The 18,059-nt window shown below is 47.6% G+C and carries 18 protein-coding genes; 11 read left to right on the forward strand and 7 right to left on the reverse strand.

The features are described 5' to 3' along the window. Window positions 1–211: 211 nt before the first annotated feature. The 3 genes from BGP75_RS02740 to BGP75_RS02750 form a co-directional block, all read right to left on the reverse strand. On the reverse strand, window positions 212–538 hold the full coding sequence (locus tag BGP75_RS02740) for a hypothetical protein (RefSeq protein ID WP_076714857.1): 327 nt from the start codon (window positions 536–538) through the stop codon (window positions 212–214). Window positions 539–614: 76 nt separating this feature from the next. Further along, window positions 615–1,499 (reverse strand): DMT family transporter, encoded by an 885-nt coding sequence (locus BGP75_RS02745; RefSeq protein WP_076714859.1) that lies wholly within the window; start codon window positions 1,497–1,499, stop codon window positions 615–617. Window positions 1,500–1,835: 336 nt separating this feature from the next. After that, the gene (locus tag BGP75_RS02750) at window positions 1,836–3,776 is read right to left on the reverse strand and encodes a hybrid-cluster NAD(P)-dependent oxidoreductase (protein ID WP_083704589.1); all 1,941 of its coding nucleotides are present in this window, start codon (window positions 3,774–3,776) and stop codon (window positions 1,836–1,838) included. A 358-nt stretch (window positions 3,777–4,134) separates the two neighbouring features. Here BGP75_RS02750 and BGP75_RS02755 point away from each other — a divergent pair, with 358 nt between their 5' ends. Beyond that, complete coding sequence (locus BGP75_RS02755; RefSeq protein ID WP_076714863.1) at window positions 4,135–4,413, forward strand: hypothetical protein; 279 nt, start codon at window positions 4,135–4,137, stop codon at window positions 4,411–4,413. Window positions 4,414–4,460: 47 nt separating this feature from the next. Here BGP75_RS02755 and BGP75_RS02760 read toward each other — a convergent pair whose 3' ends face one another. After that, a complete protein-coding gene (locus BGP75_RS02760; protein WP_076714865.1) occupies window positions 4,461–5,393 on the reverse strand; it encodes a LysR substrate-binding domain-containing protein in 933 nt (310 codons plus the stop codon). Between the two features lie 232 nt (window positions 5,394–5,625). On the opposite strand from BGP75_RS02760, the gene BGP75_RS02765 reads away from it, so the two are divergent. From BGP75_RS02765 to BGP75_RS02800, 8 genes are all read left to right on the forward strand, one after another. Continuing rightward, window positions 5,626–6,189, forward strand: a complete 564-nt coding sequence (locus BGP75_RS02765) for a TRAP transporter small permease (protein ID WP_076714867.1) — start codon at window positions 5,626–5,628, stop codon at window positions 6,187–6,189. Continuing rightward, entirely contained in the window at window positions 6,182–7,480 is a 1,299-nt protein-coding gene (locus tag BGP75_RS02770; RefSeq protein ID WP_076714870.1) for a TRAP transporter large permease, read from the forward strand. The genes BGP75_RS02765 and BGP75_RS02770 overlap by 8 nt, the downstream gene beginning before the upstream one ends. Window positions 7,481–7,602: 122 nt before the next feature. Then, the gene (dctP, locus tag BGP75_RS02775) at window positions 7,603–8,604 is read left to right on the forward strand and encodes a TRAP transporter substrate-binding protein DctP (protein ID WP_083704590.1); all 1,002 of its coding nucleotides are present in this window, start codon (window positions 7,603–7,605) and stop codon (window positions 8,602–8,604) included. Between the two features lie 206 nt (window positions 8,605–8,810). After that, the gene (locus BGP75_RS02780; RefSeq protein WP_076714875.1) at window positions 8,811–9,941 is read left to right on the forward strand and encodes an FAD-binding oxidoreductase; all 1,131 of its coding nucleotides are present in this window, start codon (window positions 8,811–8,813) and stop codon (window positions 9,939–9,941) included. Further along, the gene (locus tag BGP75_RS02785; protein WP_076714878.1) at window positions 9,919–10,368 is read left to right on the forward strand and encodes a (2Fe-2S)-binding protein; all 450 of its coding nucleotides are present in this window, start codon (window positions 9,919–9,921) and stop codon (window positions 10,366–10,368) included. The genes BGP75_RS02780 and BGP75_RS02785 overlap by 23 nt, the downstream gene beginning before the upstream one ends. After that, window positions 10,365–11,807: an NAD(P)/FAD-dependent oxidoreductase gene (locus BGP75_RS02790; RefSeq protein ID WP_076714880.1), complete on the forward strand. Its 1,443-nt coding sequence runs from the start codon at window positions 10,365–10,367 to the stop codon at window positions 11,805–11,807. The genes BGP75_RS02785 and BGP75_RS02790 overlap by 4 nt, the downstream gene beginning before the upstream one ends. Before the next feature lie 173 nt (window positions 11,808–11,980). Further along, window positions 11,981–12,331 (forward strand): RidA family protein, encoded by a 351-nt coding sequence (locus BGP75_RS02795; RefSeq protein ID WP_076714882.1) that lies wholly within the window; start codon window positions 11,981–11,983, stop codon window positions 12,329–12,331. 246 nt (window positions 12,332–12,577) lie between these two features. Then, the gene (locus BGP75_RS02800) at window positions 12,578–14,020 is read left to right on the forward strand and encodes a GuaB1 family IMP dehydrogenase-related protein (RefSeq protein WP_076714884.1); all 1,443 of its coding nucleotides are present in this window, start codon (window positions 12,578–12,580) and stop codon (window positions 14,018–14,020) included. A 267-nt stretch (window positions 14,021–14,287) separates the two neighbouring features. On the opposite strand, the gene BGP75_RS02805 is transcribed toward BGP75_RS02800, so the two are convergent. Then, on the reverse strand, window positions 14,288–14,515 hold the full coding sequence (locus BGP75_RS02805; RefSeq protein WP_076714886.1) for a hypothetical protein: 228 nt from the start codon (window positions 14,513–14,515) through the stop codon (window positions 14,288–14,290). A 608-nt stretch (window positions 14,516–15,123) separates the two neighbouring features. On the opposite strand from BGP75_RS02805, the gene BGP75_RS02815 reads away from it, so the two are divergent. Together BGP75_RS02815 and BGP75_RS02820 are read left to right on the forward strand one after the other, a co-directional pair. Continuing rightward, window positions 15,124–15,702, forward strand: coding sequence for a cytochrome b (locus BGP75_RS02815; protein ID WP_076714889.1), 579 nt, complete (start codon window positions 15,124–15,126; stop codon window positions 15,700–15,702). Between the two features lie 155 nt (window positions 15,703–15,857). Further along, complete coding sequence (locus BGP75_RS02820; RefSeq protein WP_076714892.1) at window positions 15,858–16,436, forward strand: YceI family protein; 579 nt, start codon at window positions 15,858–15,860, stop codon at window positions 16,434–16,436. A gap of 62 nt (window positions 16,437–16,498) precedes the next feature. Here the strand turns inward: BGP75_RS02820 and BGP75_RS02825 are convergent, their stop codons facing one another. Further along, entirely contained in the window at window positions 16,499–17,503 is a 1,005-nt protein-coding gene (locus tag BGP75_RS02825) for a hypothetical protein (RefSeq protein WP_076714895.1), read from the reverse strand. Beyond that, on the reverse strand, window positions 17,493–18,050 hold the full coding sequence (locus BGP75_RS02830) for a sigma-70 family RNA polymerase sigma factor (RefSeq protein ID WP_076714898.1): 558 nt from the start codon (window positions 18,048–18,050) through the stop codon (window positions 17,493–17,495). The genes BGP75_RS02825 and BGP75_RS02830 overlap by 11 nt, the downstream gene beginning before the upstream one ends. Between the last annotated feature and the right edge of the window lie 9 nt (window positions 18,051–18,059).

Consider the following 18,059-nt stretch of genomic DNA (forward strand, 5'->3'; position numbering starts at 1 on the left):
CAGGATATAGGCTCATAACTCCAGCTGAAAACCAGAGCATCGGTCGACATTAGTAACAATACCACCAATGCATATGGGCTGGCTGGATATGGGGGTGACAGAACTGCGCGGATCAGAAGCAATCGATAGCGTGCAATAGTGTCAGCCCCCCAGTCCAGGCAGGTTTTTGAGAGACTAATAATGCTTTTTTGTTAGTTCGAACGACACCGGCCTATTTCATAAGTTTGCAGTACCCAAATCCGCATTTCATCACCAATAGATAGTTTGTTGCACCTGAACACCAAGCGACGTAAATTCGCACACCTTCACGGTGGAGTTCGGCAACCTTTGATATTTTATAATCCTGGCAACCTGCATTTCTGAACTTTAGTGACACATCCGACTTCGTTTCAGCCATAGACAGGCTGGTCAGCAGTAAGGATATAAATAGCAGCAGTGTTCTGGGAAGTACATTCCGGTTTTTCTTCTGTCGATTTTTGTTGAGGTCAGGAAGACGACCAAAGAAACTTTCTTTTGCTATAAATTTGTTATTTTCCACCTGGATCTCCTTGGGATCTGGAAGTGCTCTATCAATGCATGAATAGAGTCGAGTTTCACAGAATCCCAGTGGATGATTAACCTTGCTGAGCCGCTACTTCATCAGAACGGCGACTCGGCCATTGGCTTATTATCATTCCCATTAACATGAGCCCACATCCTAACAGTTCTTTGGTGCCAATGGTCTCACCGAGTAATAGCCAGCCACCAATGACCGCAAATACGGCTTCGGTTGCCAGGATTAGCGCGGTTACACTTGGCTCAACCTTTCGTTGAGCAATTATTTGTAGCGTACAGGCAATACCGCTGGAGGCTATGCCAGCATAGAGCAATGGCAACCATGCGTCTTTAAATCCATTGATCTCGGGAGATTCAAATAACAGAGCGCAGGCGCTTGCCCAAACAGCAGCAACAATAAACTGGCTGATTGAAAGACTTATAGCATCGACTTGGCGGGACAGCCAGCCAATAACGATGACATGTCCTGTCCAGAAGAAGGCGCCAATCAATTCCAACAGGTCTCCGTTATTGATAGAGAAGTCAGGACCGATACTCAGCGCATATAAGCCCAGCACTGCGAGAATTACGCCACTCCAGGTCTGCGGAGTGGTGGATTGTCCCAGAAATATACCTGCGATAGGCACCATGACAATGTACATTCCTGTAATAAAGCCTGCGTTACCTGCCGTTGTATGAAGCAGTCCGAATTGCTGAAAGCTAAATCCAGCAAACATGATTGTGCCGGCAACAAGTCCGCCGATAAGCAACGTTTTTCCTTGTGGTGTGCGTTTACCACCCATCAAAAACCAAAGTGGCAGCAACGATAAGGCGCCAAGTAAAAAGCGGGCTGCATTAAAGCTGTGAGGCTCCAGATAGTCCATACCTGCGCTCTGGGCAACAAAAGCAAATCCCCAGATTGCGGCAACAGTGACAAGTAAAAGATGGGAGGGGCTGATAGACATAGCTAAAACGGTTCCGGTAAGTTGAAATAATGGTGGTTATTTTATCGGTGGAGCGGGGAACGGGAACAGAGGGAGACTAACGATATAACGGCAAAAAACTTAAGATAGCGTAGTAAATTCAGGTTGTAACTTTTCAATCGAAAGTGCAGGTCTCCAGTAATAGAGATAAACAAATTTGCTGCCATAAAGACCTACATCGTCGGCCACTGGAATAGTTGTATCAGTATTATCAGCTCAGCAATGTTGGCACCAGCGGAGCCAAGAGTTAATGTCATATTCGCTAGGCGAATTGGCTTTAAATTATCAGCAATAATCAGATAACTTAAAGCCAGATTGCTATCCAGCTTCAATAACCATATCTGATAATGGGCGACAGCTGCAGGCCAGCACATAATTCTCTGACTTTTCCTGCTCTGAGAGAGCATCGTCGGCAAAGGATTGATATTCACCGCTGACCACTTTGACTTTACATTGTCCACAGATACCGGCTCTACAGGAATAAGCCATATCAAGACCGGCGTCTTCGCCCTGTTCCAGTATTGTACGTTGATTATTCCCCATCACATGAGTGTCCCAGCTATCGAACAATAAGGAGACTTCTTTCTCGGCTTCTTTTACAGGACCTGAGTTAAAGCCGAAGCTCTCTTCAAAGTATCGTTGTTCTGGAACACCGAGCTCCATCACCAGTTTTTTGGCAGATTCCATAAAGGCTGCAGGCCCACAGACAAAAACAGTGTATTCAGAGATATCTGGAACAACTTCCAGCAGTCGTTGCTTGTCCAGGCGGCCACTGCCGCCTTGCCAGTGACTGCTTGTATCGCCAGTCAGGGTATAGGCGAGGGATAACTGAGAGTGTTGTTTTGCTAACAGGTCTAGCTCTGTACGACTAATGAGATCTGCTTCGGTGCGGGCACTGTGCATGAACACCGTTTTCGCTTCACTCTGGGTATCGCTCAGGTAACGAGCCATAGACAGCATCGGAGTAATTCCGCTGCCAGCAGAGAGCAGCAAAGCTTTGTCTGTTTTGTCGGCGGCATACCAGTGGAACTCGCCTTCGGGTGCGATCGCTTCAACTCGACTGCCTTCCTGCAGATTGTCGTGTAACCAGTTTGATACAAGCCCGTCAGTGACTCGTTTGACAGTAATACTGAAGTGGCCCAGTCGTGTAGGAGAAGACGACAGGGTATAGCAGCGACGAATTTCATTACCATCGATATTGAGTAACAGGGTCAGATACTGCCCAGGTTGGTAGTCAACATGGTGATCTGTTTCTGTTTGAAACCGGAAGGTCTTAACGTCAGCAGTTTCTTCGATTACACGAACGCAGCGCAGATTGAGTTGCTGTCCCTTCGTCCAGGCTAGTCGGTTACTTTGGTTTTTAATCCTGGATTGATGCACTGGTTTTGACTCTGAGGCGGGTAATGATTCAGCCAAAGAATGGTCGATATAGTTGACCGGAGGTTGCGTTTCCAGAATTTCGACCCTGTCTCCCTGTTTTATCAACCCTTCATTTAAGGGAACCAGGTTTTGACCGAAAAACACGTCATTTTGACTATCTTCATCCGTGCCCCGGCGAAATTTTTGCAATGTAGCCAAGGGTTCTCTGTTTTCATCAAACTTGCCATTAGCTGGATCGAGGGTCGTGAAGATGCAACGGGAGCAGGGGTTGATAACTTCGAATGTTACTTCGCCGATACGAATGGTTTTCCAACTGTCTTCAGCAAATGAGTCGCATCCATTGACGACGATATTGGGACGAAATCGCTCCATCTTGACTGGTTCAGAGAGGCGGGCATTCAAACCTTCCAGCGAGGCTTCAGAGATCAGTAGCAAGGGATAAGCATCGGCAAAACTAACCTGCTTTCCTGGAGCTTCAATTGAGCGAATAGCCTGCTCTCCCATAAATAGCAACTGGCAGGGTTGGTCCAGATAATCACTGAACCATTGGTCATAATCGGAGCAGCAATAAAGGCCTTGGAAGTGATCGCTCCACACCTGGACAGGTTGGTAACGATCACTGAAGTCAGTGTAACGGACAGCCAGTGGTGTCTGTCCAGGTGCGCTAAGTAACAGCCCATCTGCCGTCAGAGTCGCATCAACCCGGGCCAGTTTGGGGTGTTTGCGCGCCGTCATGAAGGTGCCATCGGGCTCGGTGACCACAAATCGGCGATCAAACGCCAGGCCTTTGTTTTCTACCCAGGCGCGGGACTGGTGAGTTGGGGCCGTCGATTTAATGGGGTAGATACTTATCCGAGAAAGCTCAACGTTATTGTCCAATGGGAACGACTCCTCAATAGTATTTGGATACCGGGATTTCAGATGTATTAGTTCTCAGGCCGCTTGTATTTCAGGTAATGCGGTGTTCAGACTATCAGATGTTCAGACAGTGTCGTTTTCAGGCAGAACCCTAGCCTACTATATTTTTGTCTCTATGTGTTTGCTCCTGTTGTAAGAACTTTAAACAATAGAAAGATATTTTCCGGCAGTCGGTTAGCAGAGGGCTATACTTAAATTAGGAGAAGTTGATTTTATGAAGGATGCTAGGAAAGCTGCGGAAAAGTCCCCTGTGCCCCTGAGGGCTCGCTGATAAACTAACGGACTTATCTGTCGGATCCCTAAGAACGAGGACCGGGTCATGAGTTGTCAAATCCCCGGATGTGTCGGTCACTATGATCTGGAGCGCATAGCTGCAGTGGCCAAGAAGCGTTTCGTTGAAGGTTTTGACACCGTCACATTGTTACAACAGGCGAAAACCGATAGCGAAAAGGAAGAGGTCGTGCTCATTTCTATGCTTAAAGTTGAAGATGAGCAGATTCGCCAGTTGGAACTCTGTTGTCCCCACCAGGAAAACTGTAAGGTACTGGATTGTCGTAAGCGACTCAAAGAACTGCTTGCTGAGGAGCTGGCTGGCTGAGCGGTTATGTTAGCAACGAGTCTTTCTTTAGCATTCGGGTATCAGCATTACGGCATCACCACCGCAAACAGACCATTGGATGAATCTGCCGCTTTGGTTAGTTCAGATCGAAGGAGTTCAGTGAATTCCACTGCTAACTGAGATTTTGACCGCGTTGCTGGATAGATGATGTTGTAGGTAAAGTTGATGTCCGGCTCAAAGCGCTTGACGATTAATCCTTGAGGAGCGAACTGCAGCGCGGTCATCGGATCAACCAGCGAGACGCCTGTGCCTGCTAATACAAAAGAGCAAGCAACGTGGGATACCTGTGTATCGAAAGTGAGTTGTCGACTGACCTGAGCTTTCTCAAAAACTTCATCCACTTTATAACGGACGCTCTGTTCGGTTCCCAGAGAGACAAACATTTCTCCCTGCAGGTCTTCTGGAAAGATACAGTCTTTGTCTTTCAGGGGGTGTCCTGGGGGGAGGATACACACCAGTCGGCTCTTGCTCAGGGTTTGAACTTCTATCGCAGGGTCAGAGACGCTAATGGCTGAAATACCAATATCAAAGTGTTGAGTGGATATCCAGTCTGCAACCTGTTGTGAACTGCGTACCTGCAGCGTAACAGCAACACCTTTGTGGTCCCGCATAAAATCATGCACAACCTGCGGCATAAACCCCTGGGCTAATGCTGGCATTGATACGATGCGCAGCGTTCCCCGATGGAAACTGCGTAATTCTTCAGCCGTTCGTGCCAGTTTCTCGATACCCACGAAAGACTTCTCCACTTCCTCAAAAAGAATGAGAGCTTCCGGTGTCGGAGTCAGTCGCTTTTTGTGACGCACAAAAAGTGGCACCTTTACCGCCTCCTCAAAATCCGTTAGCAGGCGACTGACCGCAGGCTGGGATATGTACAAAATTTCTGCTGCACCGGTGGTTGTTCCAGCAATCATGACTGCTCGGAATGCTTCTACCTGACGGAAACTTAACTTGGCCATTTGCTTCTCTTTGATCCTCTATAAGGCTGTTCCAAGCGCAGCAACTTAATAACATTTTGTTATTAAGTGCTTAATATATACGATTTGATGTTATTAGTCTTGGTCGGCACCATAGGTCCTGTATCAAGGAGTGTTTGTTCACAGCAAATAAACCTCCTGAATTCGGTCTTCGGTATAGCAACGTTTCTGGGGTTTTACCGAAGACGAACAACGACAGAATAAGAGAGAATCTATGGAAACCTTCTTTAGATATACGCTGACCCTGCTGATTAGCATGGTAGCCGGTTTTCAGTTTGTACAGGTGATAACTCGCTATGTGTTTGAGACTCCGATAATGGGTCTGGAAGAAATAGCCGTTATACCGACCTTGTGGCTGTATATCCTGGGTTCAATTAATGCCTCCCGGGAAGATACCCAGATCAGGGCTAACGTACTGGAAATCTTCCTGGATACCGAACGGGCGCGGCATGTCCTGATGGTGGTTTCTGAATCGATCAGCCTGATCATATCTATCTGGTTAACCTGGTGGGCTTGGGATTACCTGACTTACGCTTTGCGGGTCTGGAAGCAAACACCAACGCTTTACCTCCCTACGATTACCTATGACTGTGCTTTATTCACAGGTTTATTACTAATGACGCTGTTTGTTGCCTGGCACCTGTATCGAAATACCGTCTTTCTGATCAAGGGTGGTCCGCAGGCAGATCAGGTGATCGACCACGACTTCCCTGATACCACAGAAGTAGTCGAATTCAAGACGCTGGATCAACATCAGGAGGAGAATAATCGTGGTTGAGATCGCATTGTTAGCATTTGTTGTACTGGTTATTCTGCTGACCCTGGGGGTCCCCTTACCCTATTGTTTTGGTGCAGGATTGATGGTGATGACTCTGGTGGGTGATGCCACCATGAAAGGGATGATGGTCTGGGGGTTTAGTCAGCTGACTAACCCTGTTCTGTTGGCTCTGCCGTTATTCGTGTTTGCCGGCACCATTATGAGTGTCAGCGGAATCGCCGGTAGCTTGCTGAATTTCGTAAATGTTTTTGTGGGCAGGATCCGCGGTGGATTAGGCGTAGTTGCCTCCGTCAGTTGTGCCATTATCGGTGCCATCTCAGGTAGCGGACTTACCGGTATCGCAGCGATTGGTCCGTTGCTTATTCCTGAGATGGAAAAGAAGGGCTATCCCCGTGCCTACGCAACGGCTTTGGTGGCCAATTCTTCAATTTTGGGACTTCTTATCCCTCCAAGTGTAACCATGATTGTCTACGGCTGGGTGACAGAAACCTCCATTCTGGCTTGTTTTCTGGCGACTCTTGGACCGGGTCTGTTAATTACCTTCAATTTTGCCGTGATCAATCTGATTGTTTCGCGAAAGTTCAATCTGGTGCTCGATGAGCCAATGGAATTTAAGGCATTGATGAAGGAGGCATCCAGCCGCACCTTTAATGCCGTACCTGCATTGCTGATGCCGGTCATCATCCTGGGTGGTATCTACGGCGGCATTATGACGCCGACAGAAGCTGCTGCAGTAGCGGTTATTTACGCCCTGCCGGTAGGTTTCATGATTTATAAGAAACTGACCTGGAAGACTTTTTTGGCTTCGGGTAAAGAGTCCGCTACTGCTGTCGGATCAATTTTGATCATGATTCTGTTTAGTCTGATGCTCAGTCAGATCTACGTAATGGAGGATATACCTCAAGCGCTTGTAGAGCAGATTTTTGAACTGACAACCGACAAGACCCTATTGCTGATTCTGGTAAATATCTTCCTGTTTTGTATCGGTATGGTGGTTAATGATATCACTGCGATTATCCTGACAGCGCCTCTGTTACTGCCGTTAATGGCTGCTATTGGTGTTGGTCCTATCCAGTTTGCGGCAATCATTGGTGTTAACACCGCGATGGGAGGAGTGACCCCACCTTATGCCAGCATTCTCTATCTCGGTGCCCGGATCGGTCAGGTTAAATTTACCGAAGTTGTTAAACCGGCCATGTTGTTGATCTTATTTGGCTATGTCCCTGTGGTCTTCCTGGTTTCCCTGTGGCCCGACCTGTCTGAATACTTCCCCAGATTACTGGGGTACTGATCCAGCCCTGTGAATGCACTTAGTACGAGTTCTATAAACCGAACGTAACAACAACCTTAAACCGCTGAAAACAGATTGGCTCGAAATTTGAGTCGACTGAACTTTAAATGAGGAAAATAAAAATGAAGAGTCCGATGATCAAGCGTCTAGCCCTGACATTATCGCTGTCATTATCTGCTGTTGGTATTGCTGAAGCGGCAACCCTGAAACTGTCTCATGTACGCCCTCAGGGAACGGCGATCGATAAGGATGCCAAGTGGTTTGCCGAAAGTGTACGTGAGGCGACTGATGGAAAAATTAAAGTAAAAATTTATGCCGCTAATGCGTTGGGCGATTACACCGTTGTTCAGGAAAGAGTCTCCATGGGGGCTGTGGATATGGCTGTACAGCCTCCAGCGTCAGGGGTGGATAAGCGTTTTCAGATAATTTACATGCCATACATGGTGAAGGACTGGAATGATGCACGTAAAGTCTTCGCACCAGGATCGGCGATGCGTAACACCGTTTCTGATCTGTATTCGAAGCAGGATATTAAGGTCCTTGCCGCATGGCCTGTTTATTTTGGCGGTATTGCGTTGAACAGGCAGGTTGAAGGAGCGGCTGACGCCAATATCGATAAGGGAATTAAGGTACGGGTACCTCCGATCAAGACGTTCCAGTTATTGGCAGATAACACTGGATATATTGGCTCGCCGTTGCCATTTTCAGAAGCTTTCACAGCAGTTCAAACTGGCGTGGTTGATGGCGTTATCGGTTCAGGTGCTGAAGGCTATTTTGCCTCTTTCCGGGATGTCACCAAGTCTTACGTTCCTTTGAACACACACTTTGAAATCTGGTTTTTGGTGATCAACAACGAGCGCTTCAATGATCTCGATGCAAAACAGCAGGAAGCACTCAGCAAAGTTTCTTTGGACTTTGAAAATCGTCGTTGGGTCAGTGCTCAAAAAGATCAGGCTGCTAACGAAAATCGTCTTGCAGATGCCGGTGCGACTATCGTAGATGTTTCCGCTGAGCAGATTGCTGCGACTGCCAAGAAGGTACGTGCCAATGTATGGCCTGAAATTATGGATGATCTGGGCCGCGACTGGGCTGAGAAGGTTATGAAAGATGTAGTCACTAACTGATAGGTGCTACTTCCTTGGGGAGATGGGTTAATTTTAATCTTAAACAGCGATTTTGACTTTCCATTCGCTGCTCCCCTTTTTTCTTCAGTAGATCCTTAATTCAGTGATTTCCGCTCGTCAGCGTTTTTAATGGTTGGATAAGGGTCTCTCTTGGAACTTTCTCATAAAGTTCGTAGCGGTCATCGTATTACCTGAGGATAAACACCATGGCGGTTTGCAATCTTGCAGACCGTTGCGAAGCTGATGTTGCCATTATTGGTGGCGGTTTAGTTGGGCTGGCAGTTGCAACGGGACTGATAAAGAAAAACCTGAAAGTGGTCATCTTTGATGAAGCGGATGTGGCGTTCAGAGCATCCAGAGGCAATTTTGGTCTGGTCTGGGTGCAAGGTAAGGGAGATACCTGTCCCGAGTATGCCAAACTCTCCCGTCTGTCTGCCAGCCTGTGGCCTGAACTCGGCGCTGAGTTGTCAGGCTCTACAGGTATTGATGTACAGCTGGAACAACAGGGTGGTTTGTTTTTCTGTTTGACTGAGCAGGAACTGGAACAGCGGGTACAGATGCTGGAGGCCATGAAACAACAGCATCAGGGGGATTACCCCTTTGAAGTACTCGATAATGCAGCCTTGAAGGCCCTTGTTCCTGAAATCGGTCCGACAGTTGCTGGCGCCACCTTTGGGCCGCTCGATGGACATGTCAATCCGTTACTGATGATGCGAGCCCTGACAAAAAACTTCCTGGCAAAGGGCGGTTGTCTGGTCAATTGCGGTCCGGTGGAACAACTTGAAGCTCATTCAAAAGGGTTCGGTATCCAGTCTGGAGATCAGTGTTGGCAGGTCGATAAAGTGGTTTTGGCCGCCGGGCTTGGCAATAAGCAGCTGGCACCTCAGCTAGGACTGGATGCGCCGGTTGAACCTAATCGAGGCCAGGTTTTAATTGCCGAGAGAGTGTCACCCTTTCTAAAGTTCCCTACCTCGCATATCCGTCAGACCAACGAAGGAACGATTCAATGTGGAGATTCAAAAGAAGATGTAGGGCTGAATGAAGGGACCAGTATCGAGGTTATGGCACAGATTGCCAAGCGGGCAGTTACTCTTTTTCCGTTACTTGAACAGGCTCAACTTGTCAGGGCCTGGGGGGCATTACGAATCATGACCCCCGATGGTTATCCGGTATATCAGGAATCTGAATCCCATTCAGGCGCTTATCTGGTGACCTGCCATAGTGGCGTTACCCTGGCGGCCGCTCATGCTGGTCCTGTTGCGGACTGGATTGCCGGGGAAGGATTTAATCTGGATTTTTCGATGGAGGTGTTCCATGCCAACAGATTCCAGCTTTAAGCGACTCGCGATCCAGTCGCGAAAAAACCTCAGGGTATGGGTTGAAGGACGACCTGTTGAGGTGATGGAGGGGGACAGTGCTGCTGCGGTGATGCTGGCTCAGGGGGAATTACCCACCAGAACAACAGCGGTATCGGCAACGCCTCGGGCTCCCTATTGCATGATGGGAGTCTGTTTTGAGTGTTTGATGGAAATTGATGGAGTTGCTAATTCTCAGGGCTGTATGACTCCTGTGCGTGAGGGAATGCGTATTAATCGCCAGCAGGGAGCTAAAACGTTAAAAGAGACCAGTGCTCTGGATAAAAACAGTACTTCTAATAAAAGCAGTAAAAACAATACGTTGAATAATAACGACATCCTCAATGAAGCTAATGGTCAGGACACTGCAATAGAGCCGAAACGCACCGTTGTGGAGGATACACTGTGAAAACTCACTATGATCTGGCCATTGTGGGGGCAGGGCCCGCCGGTATGTCCGCCGCTGTTAAAGCCGCATCGGCGGGTCTGAGTGTCGCCGTTTTTGATGAGCAGACGGCTCCGGGGGGACAGATTTATCGTTCTGTAGGATTACCTGCGTTAATTGATCAAAGCATTCTTGGTGCTGACTATTATTACGGCGCCAAACTTGTAGACTCTTTTGGCCGCTCTTTATCAAACTCTCAGGTAAAAAAATCATCAATTGGCGATACCTGCTGTAATGTAGATTATTACAATAGCGCCTCGGTCTGGGAAATTACTGCTGATAGACAGATCTGTGTTTCACTGGCGGGGCGCAGTTCCTGTTTCCAGGCGCAACGGATTTTATTGGCGACAGGGGCCCAGGAACGCCCGGTGCCGTTTCCTGGCTGGACCCTTCCGGGGGTGATGACTTGTGGTGCGGCACAGATCCTGTTAAAAAGCAGCGGTTTGACGCCATCAGCTCCGTTAGTTCTGGCTGGTAGTGGTCCATTGTTGCTATTGATTGCTTGCCAGCTGTTGAGGGCTGGTCAAAGTATTTCGGCAATTCTCGAAACAACTCCTCGCGAAAATCAACTCCGGTCAGCAAAGCACCTTTTTGGTGCGCTGAAAGGCTGGCGCTATCTGGTTAAGGGAATGAGGCTTCTAGCTGAGCTGAAAAAATCAGGTGTGAAACATATTAAAGGTGCCAGCCAGTTACAGGGAATCGCTGGAGAGAGTGGTTGTATTGATGCTGTTAGCTATCTTCACAAGAATCAGGTGAGTCGAATTGCATGTAAGACCTTACTGGTTCATCAGGGGGTTGTACCCAATGTCCAGCTAGGGCGTTCTATCGGTCTTAAACATCGCTGGAGTGATGAGCAGCAGTGTTGGCATCCTGATACTGATGACTGGGGAGAAAGCAGTGACAGTGGCATTTTTGTTGCCGGAGACTCTGCCGGCATTGGTGGTGCGCTGGCTGCTGAACAACAGGGTTTGCTGAGTGCTCTGCAAATTAGCTATCAGTTGAAAAAGTTATCCAAAACCGAACGGAGTGATCAGGCAAAGCCGCTCCAGGCGGAACTCTCAAAGCAATTGGCTATTCGACCTTTTCTTGACGTGGCCTACCGTCCCGCAAAGGAATTTCTTAACCCCGCGGACGAAACAATTGTGTGCCGTTGTGAAGAAGTTACCGCCGGGAACATTCGACACTTTGTAAAAGATGGATGTACAGGCCCTAACCAGGCAAAAGCTTTCGGCCGCTCTGGAATGGGGCCTTGCCAGGGTCGGCTCTGCGGATTAACGGTTTCTCAAATCATTGCGGAAGAACGCAGTGTGCGGGTCGATGAAGTGGGTTATTATCGGATTCGCCCACCGATTAAACCGTTAAATCTGGGTGAGCTTGCCTCGATGGCAAAAGAAACCTCTTGAGTGACTTTGCATGGTATTGTCTGAAAAGTGGCATTGTTTGAAGAGTCATACTGTTTGAAGAGTGACACTGCCTGAAGAGCGATATTGTCTGAAAAGTCAGTGATCTTTAAGCCACCTGACATACCTTGTCTTAATTTATTGCTATATATTCGCTTCAATTTAAAGGAGTACCCATGACAATCAAGCGTTATCAAACTGCTCAGCGTATGAGTCGAATTGTGATTCATAATCAAACCGTCTATCTCTGTGGTCAGGTTGCTGAAGACGCAAACGCGGGCATTGCTGATCAAACTCGTACCATGCTAGATAAAGTCGATGCTCTTTTGCAGGAAGCCGGAAGTAGCCGAGAGCAAATTCTCTCTGCTACTCTTTATATTAAGGATATGAGCATGTTTGCCGAGATGAATGCTGTTTGGGACAACTGGGTACCTGAAGGTTACGCCCCTGCAAGAGCCTGCGTTGAAGCAAGTATGGCCAGAGAAGAATTGCTGGTAGAGATTTCTGTGATAGCCGCAGTTTCCTGAACAAAGCTGTCGGTGGCGTAGGGATTTCTGAGCCCATTCAGAATCCCTGGCATTTCCAACCTTTAAACCGACACCTTCTGAGTTAGTCAGGTACGTTCTGACATGCTCTATCAGGGCATGATTGATCAGTGTATCGCTTATTCGGGCATAGGCTCTGCTAATGGAACTCTGTGTCTTCCGATATACCGCGAGGTTAAAAATCTGTCCTATAGTGGTTAATGAAAACCATACTATCAGGATGCTCCGATGCGCTTTCTTCATCCTTCCTTTGACGAACAGTTGGAACTTTCTCTCGATGATGTCTTTTTGGTGCCCGGTTATTCTAATGCCGGCTCCAGATCAATGGTTGATCTGACGCCGAGAGACTTTCCTGGTGGGTCATTGCCTATAGTGTCGGCAAATATGAATGCGGTTACCGGCAAACGAATGGCTGAAACCATGGCCCGTTATGGTGGCTTAGGTGTGTTACCCCAGGATATGGAAATCAGTACTGTTGAACGCATTGTTAGCCATATCAAGCAGGCTGATGTGCGATACGATACTCCTTTGGTTGTTACTGCCGAAGCACCATTACGGGATGTGCGAAGTATTATTCGCAAACGTGCTCAGGATATGGTGATTGTTGTCGATCATGAAAACCGTCCGCTGGGAATCATCACCCATGCTGATTTGCCTGAGCATGATCTGTATACCCCCGCCGGACAGCTTATGTCGCAACAAATGGTGACTATTAATATAGACACCAGTAACCGAAGTGCTTTTGAACGTATGGAAGAGGAGCGAGTTGAGTCTGCGCCAGTAGTGGATCATCAAGGTTGCCTGGTTGGAGTGCTTAGTCGTGATGATGCTGTCAGGCTGGAAGTTTTAAAGCCTGCACTTGATGCTAAAGCGCGGCTGATGGTGGGAGCGGCAGTGGCCATCTCAGCAGAGGTGGCCGAACGGATAGAACAGCTGGTGGCTATAGGGGTTGATTTTGTGGTTTTAGACACAGCCCATGGCCACCAGCAGCAAATGATCGATGCCATTATCGCTGCCAGGCAGGTGGCGGGTAAAGTATTGCCGATTGTTGCAGGCAACGTCTGCACTGCTGAGGGCACTAAAGCGTTGCTGGATGCAGGTGCTGATGTGGTTAAAGTTAATGTTGGTCCCGGATCAATGTGCACCACTCGTATGCAGACCGGCGTGGGTCGACCAACCTTCAGTGCGGTCTACAATTCAGTCAAAGAAGCGAGACGACATGGCAAGCACATATGGGCTGACGGAGGTGTACACTTTCCCCGGGATGTGGCGCTATACCTTGCAGCAGGTGCTTCGCGAGTCATGGTGGGCACGCTGCTGGCAGGAACCTATGAGAGCCCTGGTGATATTAAAGAGGATCGAGACGGTAAGCTTTATAAGGAAAACTACGGTATGGCTTCCAGCCGTGCTGTGCATAATCGAACTGCAGCGCTGGATGCCTTTGACAGAGCCCAGAAGGGGCTTTTTCAGGAAGGTATTTCATCGTCGAAGGTCTATTTGCGTGAAGGGTTATCCAGTGTTGGCGATCATCTGATCAATATTGCTACAGGAGTACAGTCCGCGTTCACCTATGTGGGAGCCACTGATACAGAAAGTTTTGCTAAAAAGGCTGTTATTGGCGTTCAGACCAGTGCTGGTTTTGGTGAAGGAAAAGCTCAGGGGAAGATGTAACGAGGGACCCTATCAGTGCCTGACAAACGCAGGTTTCTGAAGTTACGCACAGATTGCAAAGAGTGAAAATATCTACGGTAATTGTCTTTAGTTACCCGTTGTTTATATGGTTAGTTATTTTTTGTTGTGTGTAGTTGTTTGTTTATTAAGTATTTTTATTTATTTTTCTGAGTTTGGCTTAGAGTTTCTGGTTTTATTCCTGTTTAGGATTACTCAGATTCTTTCCACAATGTTGTCCACAGGTCTTTTGGATAAGCAACGTCGTTTTTATTCGCTTTCACTTTCGGTTTCCTGGTAATCTGTATCGATCATGTGTTCACATTCTGGCCGGAACATGCCGAGGTTGCGATAAGAACGTAGCCTGCGCTTCTCCAGATGTCGTCCAAATCGAACCCCGTCCTTAAAAGCCCCGGTCGTTCCTGACACTGAACCAAAAGCGAGTCCTGCGTAAAAACTCAGCATTGCAACAGGAATGACTGCGAAGATAATCTCCATGGGCTGCTCCTCTGACGGAATCGGTACTCTTCGGAGCCTCAAGTATGGCCTGCATCCAGAGTTACTGGAAAGCCTTTAACCGAGGGCTGTCTCCCGATTATAGATGGCTTTTTTCAAGGGGTTACGAATATCTACTTCTTTCTTTAGGCAAATCATTGAGGTATTCCACAAACTCCACCTCATCGCTGTTAGGGTCTATAAAATAAACGTTCTTCCGATACTGGTCCTCAGCACCCTCTTTGTCTACCAGCCGGTGTTTGAATTTCTGTCGTTCTGAATTAAAGCTGTTTCAGGTACTGCTGGACGATTTGGCTACAGTGACTCGGCGAGAGCATATCGTTGAAGGTGCCAGGTGCTGTCCATATAAAGTGTTCCAAGGTAATAGATAAAGGCTGATGACTGATCCGAACCAATAGTGACATTCGTATATTTCTTATCCAAATAGCTCTTTACAAAACTTTACACTTTCAATTACCTGTCCTGTGGAACTATCTGCTCGATTTATCACTCTAGTTCCCTTAGAGAAACGCACCTTAAATTTATTTTTTCAACTTTCAGTAGAGACTGAATGCTTATTCAGCCAGATCAATTAGCTTTATGAGGGAATAATGGTTATTTCTAATACCCGGCAACGGTATGGCCTGGTCAGTATCCTCCTGCATTGGGTTATGGCCCTGCTTATCTTTGGGTTGTTTGGTCTGGGTCTTTATATGACTGATTTAGGTTACTACGACCCTTGGTATCGTCAGGGTCCTGATCTGCATCGCAGTATCGGTGTGGTGGTGGTTATTCTTTTATTTTTACGACTGCTGTGGAAAAAACTGAGTCCACTTCCTCTTGCATTATCGAGCCAAAAAGCTTGGGAGCTTCGTCTCGCAGGGATCGTCCACAGTGTGTTTTATGGCTTGATCCTGTTGATAGCGATCAGTGGTTACCTGATTTCTACTGCTGATGGGCGAGCCGTGAGCGTATTTGGATTATTTGAGATACCTGCGCTGATTAGCGATATCGATGGTCAGGAAGACGTGGCAGGACTGATACATTTTTGGCTGGCATGGCTCATGATGGGACTGGTCGCCTTACACGCTTTGGGTGCGTTAAAGCATCAGATTATCGATAAAGATGGCACGATGATGCGAATGCTGGGTGGTGAATCCCGACAGAATAAGTCAGCCAGATCAAATTAATAGTGTGTCAATGTCTGAGTTAAAAACGCTCAAAACCGGACCTCAAAAGGATAACTGACAGCTATGAACTGTTTCTCTCATTAACAATCCGTAACCAACAAATTTCGGCAAGAAATATTCTGTGTATCATCTTTTTCTACTTTAAGGAGCAATTTATGAAAAAGACCGCGCTATTAGGCTTTGCACTATGTGGAGCCCTCAGCCTCTCAACACCTGCTTTGGCAGAAGACTATGTTATTGATACTAAAGACGCCCATGCGTTTATCCAGTTTAAGATTCCTCATCTGGGGTACAGTTGGCTCATTGGAGAATTTAACAAGTTTGAAGGAAACTTCTCCTACGATGAGAAGGCTCCTGAAGATTCCAAAGTTCAGGTTAAGATAGATACCAGTAGTATCGATTCCAATCATGCTGAACGTGATAAGCATCTGCGCAGTGCTGACTTTCTCGAAGTCGCGAAGTTTCCGCAGGCTGAATTTGTCAGTACCGGATTCAAAGAACTTGGTGATGGTAAAGCTTTAATGCAGGGTAAGCTAACGCTAAAAGGCGTCACTCGGGATGTGGAGGTTGCCGTTAATCATGTAGGCGCAGGGCCTGATCCCTGGGGGGGATTCCGTCGTGGATTTGAAGGCACCGTGACTATTGCTTTGAAGGACTATGGTATTGAGTTTGATTTAGGGCCGCTTTCCCGGGAAGTGGAATTAAAGCTGTACGTGGAAGGCATTCGTATCTAAAGATCGGTGGTTGGCACGGGCCTTGGGTTTAGTTGCCCTGGGCCCTTGTTTTCTTTTTAGGATTACTGAAATTTGATTTCCTTAAATTTTTTGATCCTGTCGGGTAACGGATAGTTCGGGTAGCGAATCTCAAATGCTTCGAGTTCATCCTTGGCAGCATGGACCTTACCTGCTTTGATCAGGGATTCGATACTTTTCAGCCATTGATAAGGCGTATCCCTGCCACCCCTTTGATGATCTGTCGGTTCTGACTCCATTTGAGCGCTAAACTCTTTTGCGGACTCTTGCGGAGGTTCATCATTCCTGGCTTCTTTTTGCAGCTCCGGCATAGCGACAGATGAGGTTACCTGGTCTTTCTTTTGCCTTGCTTCGGTTTTCATTTCCGCTTGGGACCGAGAGGTTGATGGTGTAATACCGTAGCGAGCGGTGCTCTTGCTGTCTTTTTCAGGTGCACCGGCGTCTGCCGAATCAACGGGCAACGATGCTACGCCAGGAGTCCGGGCTTTTTGAGAAAGCGGTTTTAATGCAGATGGTTCAGAAGAGTTGCCGGTTACTGCTGACTGTGACTTTTTCTTCTCGTATTGCTTATCGGTGTCGATAGCTGGAGCTTCTGCTTTTAATGCGTCCAATTCGAACATAGCTTCCTCTTCGATTCGGCTGTGAGATTCTGTTTGGCCTTCTGGAGAGGGGACTGTGCGGTCCAATGCTTCATCTTCAAGTAAGTCAGTTGCTCGCTGGTTGTCGAGTAGCAGCCGGGAAGGGGCGTATGGTGCCGGAGACTGAAGTGAATCAAGCTGTTGATGATTGTGGAGGTACAGACTGGTCGATAGTAATAGAGTTGCAGCGACTGATGTTGGAACAGCCCAACGTTTCAGCTTTGACCGCTGTAGCATGGCTGGTTTCGATCCCACCGATTGCTTGGCGGCATCAAGAATTGCCAGATCAAAAGACTCATTAGCTGTTGTTTCAGTCTTGGACGCTGAATAGAGTCTCGACAGGTCGGAGTCGCCTTCCAGATACTTATCAAGGCTCTTTTCAACAGGGTCATTGTTTCGGTTATCGCTCATCAGCCACCTCCATACCATGGCGCAACTTTGTGATAGCGTAACGTAATCGGCTTTTCACCGTATCTACACTGGTGCCTGCCACTTCTGCTATTTCCGGGAGAGAGAGCCCCGCTTCCTCTCTCAGCAGAAATACTTCACGCTGTGCGCTGGGCAAATCAGCAACCAGTAGCAGTAGTCTTTGTACCTGTCTGCTATGGTCCGCGCTGATGTCTGGTTGAATTCGCTCATCTGCGAGAATCTGGTCTGGGTCGGCATCGTTGTAGGATTCAGGTAAAGAGCGGTTAAGTTTTCGGTAGTAATCAACGAGTGTTGTACGTACGATCGTCCAGAAATAAGTCCGGAAACTGGCCGTTTGAGTATATTTTTCATGCACTTTGATCAGACGTATAAACGCCTCCTGCATAAGTTCTTCCGCTGCGGTTCCGGTTTGTCGTCTGTAAAATCGAAGCACGGGCCCTTTGTGGCGGGCGTACAAGGTTTCAAAAGCCTCATAACTGCCGCCCGCGTACTCAAGCATCAGTGATTCGTCCGTGGTATTTGCATCCATGGTCGAGCA

This window comes from Motiliproteus sp. MSK22-1 (assembly GCF_001968815.1).
Taxonomy (GTDB): domain Bacteria; phylum Pseudomonadota; class Gammaproteobacteria; order Pseudomonadales; family Balneatricaceae; genus Motiliproteus.

Bases quoted from the DNA above. Each gene is read 5' to 3' on its own strand.
- BGP75_RS02755 (WP_076714863.1), top strand. From the start codon at position 4,135: ATGAGTTGTCAAATCCCCGGATGTGTCGGTCACTATGATCTGGAGCGC.
- BGP75_RS02800 (WP_076714884.1), top strand. From the start codon at position 12,578: ATGCGCTTTCTTCATCCTTCCTTTGACGAACAGTTGGAACTTTCTCTC.
- BGP75_RS02815 (WP_076714889.1), top strand. From the start codon at position 15,124: ATGGTTATTTCTAATACCCGGCAACGGTATGGCCTGGTCAGTATCCTC.
- BGP75_RS02745 (WP_076714859.1), bottom strand. From the start codon at position 1,499: ATGTCTATCAGCCCCTCCCATCTTTTACTTGTCACTGTTGCCGCAATC.
- BGP75_RS02825 (WP_076714895.1), bottom strand. From the start codon at position 17,503: ATGAGCGATAACCGAAACAATGACCCTGTTGAAAAGAGCCTTGATAAG.
- dctP (WP_083704590.1), top strand. From the start codon at position 7,603: ATGAAGAGTCCGATGATCAAGCGTCTAGCCCTGACATTATCGCTGTCA.
- BGP75_RS02795 (WP_076714882.1), top strand. From the start codon at position 11,981: ATGACAATCAAGCGTTATCAAACTGCTCAGCGTATGAGTCGAATTGTG.
- BGP75_RS02820 (WP_076714892.1), top strand. From the start codon at position 15,858: ATGAAAAAGACCGCGCTATTAGGCTTTGCACTATGTGGAGCCCTCAGC.
- BGP75_RS02805 (WP_076714886.1), bottom strand. From the start codon at position 14,515: ATGGAGATTATCTTCGCAGTCATTCCTGTTGCAATGCTGAGTTTTTAC.
- BGP75_RS02760 (WP_076714865.1), bottom strand. From the start codon at position 5,393: ATGGCCAAGTTAAGTTTCCGTCAGGTAGAAGCATTCCGAGCAGTCATG.
- BGP75_RS02780 (WP_076714875.1), top strand. From the start codon at position 8,811: ATGGCGGTTTGCAATCTTGCAGACCGTTGCGAAGCTGATGTTGCCATT.
- BGP75_RS02785 (WP_076714878.1), top strand. From the start codon at position 9,919: ATGCCAACAGATTCCAGCTTTAAGCGACTCGCGATCCAGTCGCGAAAA.
- BGP75_RS02830 (WP_076714898.1), bottom strand. From the start codon at position 18,050: ATGGATGCAAATACCACGGACGAATCACTGATGCTTGAGTACGCGGGC.
- BGP75_RS02765 (WP_076714867.1), top strand. From the start codon at position 5,626: ATGGAAACCTTCTTTAGATATACGCTGACCCTGCTGATTAGCATGGTA.